We start from the raw sequence: 4,089 nt of genomic DNA, 5'->3' as shown, positions 1-4,089 counted from the left end.
ACAGATTTCAATTCCAGGGGCGGCTGGCTGCGCTGCGAGCAGTTTGGTGCCGGTATGATTACTGGCTGGGGCGTACACCATATCGACATTGCCCATTGGGGAATGGATACGGAACTGACCGGACCGATAGAAGTTGTTGCGACCGCGGAGTTTCCTAAGAATGGATTGTGGAACGTGCACGGCGACTATGAAGTACATGCAAAATACGCCAAAGGTGTAGACATGTACATGAGCAGCAAAAACCCTAATGGGGTTCGTTTTGAAGGCACGGATGGATGGATCTTTGTATCAAGGGGTGATGTGGCGGTGACTGCCTCAGATCCTGGTGCAACCGGTGGTAAACTGAAGGCCCTGACGGCCAGCAATCCTGATATTCTGACTTCTGTGATCGGCCCGAACGAGATTCATTTATATGAAAGTCCGGAACAGCACGGCAACTGGCTGGACTGTATCCAGAACAAAAAACCAACAATCAGCCCTGCTGAAGTGGCGCACCGTTCCTGCAGCGCATGCCTTGTTGCGCATGCCGCTATGAAATTTAACGGGCAAAAGCTATATTGGGATCCGAAAAAGGAAATCTTCAAAGATAATGTAGAGGCCAATAAATTATTGTCAAGACCTCAGCGTTATCCGTACGGAACCAATTATATTAACAAAAAGGCCTGATATGAAGTCAAAATTGCTAATACTGTCGCTGCTGGCGCTCGCGGGATGTAAAGATACCCAGGATGAAAAAAACGCTAATCAAATGATCAAACTGATCACACTCGATCCCGGTCACTTTCATGCTGCACTGGTACAGAAATCGATGTATCCCGGAGTAGATTCGGTGGTGCATGTTTACGCACCTGAAGGTGAGGAGCTGACATCGCACCTGGAAATGATAGCGCAGTACAACAGCCGTCCGGATGATCCGACGAAGTGGAAGGAAGAGGTATATAGAGGCGGCGATTATTTTGAAAAGATGCTGGCAGACAAAGCGGGCAATGCCGTTGTGCTCGCAGGCAACAATCAGAAAAAAACAGATTATATAAAAAGATCAGTGGATGCGGGGCTCAATGTGCTGGCTGATAAGCCGATGGTGATCGATGCTGCGGCTTTTGAGGTTTTAAAACAGGCTTTTCAGAGCGCGGCGGCAAAGAAGGTGGTCCTGTACGACATCATGACGGAGCGTTATGAGATCAGTACCATGCTGCAGCGTGAGTTGTCCATGATCCCGGAGATCTTTGGCGCTCTTGAAAAAGGAAGTCCGGATAACCCTGCGGTCACGAAGGAAAGTGTGCACCACTTTTATAAGTTTGTGTCCGGAAATCCGCTGAAACGGCCTGCATGGTTCATGGACGTAAGCCAGGAGGGCGAGGGCATTGTAGATGTAACTACGCATCTGGTCGACCTGGTGCAGTGGGAATGTTTTCCTGAACAGATCATAGATTATCAGAAGGAAATCCAGGTAAATTCGGCCAAACGCAGCAGTACAGAAATGACGCTGAGCCAGTTTACTGCCATTACCAAGCTGAACAGTTTTCCTGATTACCTGAAAAAGGACATCATAAAAGACAGTGTGCTGAATGTGTTCTCTAATGGTGAGATCAATTACACGCTTCGTGGTGTACATGCGAAAGTATCTGTGAAATGGGCATATAAGGCACCTGAAGGAACCGGCGACACGCATTACTCTATCATGCGCGGCACTAAGGCCAATCTGATCATAAAGCAGGGAGCAGAGCAGCAGTACAAGCCCGCATTGTATATTGAACAGGCAGGAAAGGCAGACGCCGCTTATGAAGCAATACTTACAGCAAAGTTCAAATCGGTACAGGATAAGTTTCCCGGTGTGACGCTGAAAAAGCTGGCTAAAGGATGGGAAGTTGTGATACCTGAAAAATATAAAGAAGGACATGAAGCCCATTTTGCGCACGTGACCGAAAAATTTCTGGAGTATGTGAAAAAGGGGGACATGCCCGCATGGGAGGTACCCAATATGATTGCGAAGTATTACACAACTACTAAGGGACTGGAGCTTGCCAGGAAATAGCAGGAATAAATAATCTTGTGAGGCTTGCTTTATGATGTTATCTTTAAGAGTCAAAAGCACATCGATGAAGCAAGCCTTATTCAATCTGGTCATTTTTTTTATGCCGTTTTTTGCGGCTGACGTTGCTGCACAGCAGCGATTTCCGCTATATCCGGAGGGTAAAATACCAAATTCCAGAGCGTTTAAAGATACTGAGGAACACAAGGCGGACGCTTTGGTTGACTCACTTGCATTTAACGTATCCGTTCCAACCCTGACTGTTTTTATTCCAAAAAATACCGCTGTCAATGGGACCGCGGTGATCATTTGCCCTGGTGGCGGCTACCATGTCCTGCTGACAAAAAGAGAAGGCAGCGATGCGGCAATGGCTTTTAATAAACTGGGCATTACGGCTTTTGTTTTGAAGTACCGGCTTCCAAGTGACAAGACCATGGAGGATAAGACGACAGGTCCTTTGCAGGATGTCCAGCAGGCTGTTAAACTGGTAAGGGAGAATGCAAAAAAGTGGGGGCTAAATCCCGGGAAAATCGGCATCATGGGTTATTCGGCAGGCGGGCATTTGGCTTCCCTGGCGGGAACACACTTCAGTGATCCGAAGATTGAAAATAAAGAAAGTACAAGCCTGCGTCCTGATTTTATGCTGCTGATCAATCCGGTCATCAGTTTTACGGACAGGATAGGGCATAAGGGTTCAAGGGACAATTACCTTGGTCCAGGTCCATCACAGGATAAGATCAGTTATTTTTCTTCTGAACTGCAGGTGAGCAAGGAAACCCCGCCTGCTTTCCTGGTCCATTCAGATGCCGATCAGGTCGTGCCTGTGGCCAACAGCCTGGAGTTTTACCTGGCGCTTAAAAGCAAGGATGTTCCGGCAGGACTGCACATTTATGCCAAAGGCGAACATGGCTTTCTTACGGCGCCGTCTTTTGAGGAGTGGTTTGGCCGCTGCGTTTACTGGATGAGGAGCATGTCATTCTTATGAAAACTTTAGCACTGGCCTTATTGTTTATGAGCGTTTTGTTTGCGAAGGGTGCTTTAAAAGAAGATGCTGTCCGAATCAGGAAGTATGATTTTCATGAGTTTCTGGTTAATGTTGAAACAGATGCCGGGAATCCTTTTATGGATGCCGGCCTGAAGGGCAGGTTTACTGCGCCTTCCGGTAAAGTGGTCCTCATTGACGGTTTCTATGATGGGGGCGGTCAGTGGAAACTGAGGTTTTCTCCTGATGAAACCGGAACATGGTCTTATGAACTGAGCGGTGTGCATTTTAGTTTTAGTCAGAGGGGAAAATTAATCTGTACAAAAGCAGCTTCTGCTGGTTTCATAGGTATTCATCCGGAAAACCCTTATGCTTTCGCTTACTGGTCTGGTCTTCCTTTTTTTCCGATGGGAGACACCAGCTATGGCCTTTATGATGACAGCCCGGTCACACCAAAGCTACGCGATACCTATCTGGATATGCGCCGCCGGGAAGCTTTCAATTTTATAAGAATGGAGGTTTGTCATAGCCATGCACGCGGTGCGCATGACAATGCTTACTGGCCATGGGGCGGGACTGCCGATAAGCCCGACCTGGACAGGTTCAATCCGGTTTTCTTCAAGGGGCTGGACCAGCTGCTGCTGCAGATGAAGGGCAAGGGAATGAATGCAGAACTGATCCTGCTCAATTTTTACAGGCTGCCTTTTACAAATACAAAGCAATGGACACCGGATCGGGAAAGGCAATGGCTGAAATATCTTCTTGCCAGGTATTCGGCCTTCAGCAATATTTTTATGTGGACCATTTCCAATGAATATGAAACCCACCCTGACGGTGCGTACAGACTCGACAATCCGGGGGATGTGGATTGGGCGATCCGGACAGCAAAGTTCATTACAGAAAACGACCCTTATCGTCATTTGGTTACGGTGCATCCGGTTATCTCATCAAGCACTACGGGTAGCAGTCCGGCTTCGCCGATCAATTATCCCTGGCGAATCGGTGGTTTTTTTGGGAAGGAGGTAGCTGTAATGGTTTTATCCCAGCAGACCGGACAGAACGGGCATGGCACCAG

General features: G+C 47.8%; 3 protein-coding genes and 1 pseudogene. All 4 read left to right on the top strand.

Annotation, left to right across the window (positions count from 1 at the left end):
- Window positions 1-666 (top strand): annotated as a pseudogene (locus VK541_RS23085) (gfo/Idh/MocA family oxidoreductase); the annotation flags it as partial.
- A gap of 1 nt (window position 667) precedes the next feature.
- Complete coding sequence (locus tag VK541_RS23080; RefSeq protein ID WP_324372938.1) at window positions 668-2,035, top strand: putative oxidoreductase C-terminal domain-containing protein; 1,368 nt, start codon at window positions 668-670, stop codon at window positions 2,033-2,035.
- 64 nt (window positions 2,036-2,099) lie between these two features.
- Window positions 2,100-3,017: an alpha/beta hydrolase gene (locus VK541_RS23075; protein ID WP_324372937.1), complete on the top strand. Its 918-nt coding sequence runs from the start codon at window positions 2,100-2,102 to the stop codon at window positions 3,015-3,017.
- Window positions 3,014-4,089, top strand: a 1,076-nt coding sequence (locus tag VK541_RS23070) for a DUF5060 domain-containing protein (RefSeq protein WP_324372936.1), incomplete at its 3' end; no start/stop codon positions are given. The genes VK541_RS23075 and VK541_RS23070, both read left to right, overlap by 4 nt.

It is taken from the genome of Pedobacter sp. (assembly GCF_035317785.1).
In the GTDB taxonomy this organism is placed as follows: Bacteria; Bacteroidota; Bacteroidia; order Sphingobacteriales; family Sphingobacteriaceae; genus Pedobacter.
This window is presented reverse-complemented; position numbering and strand designations above follow the sequence as displayed.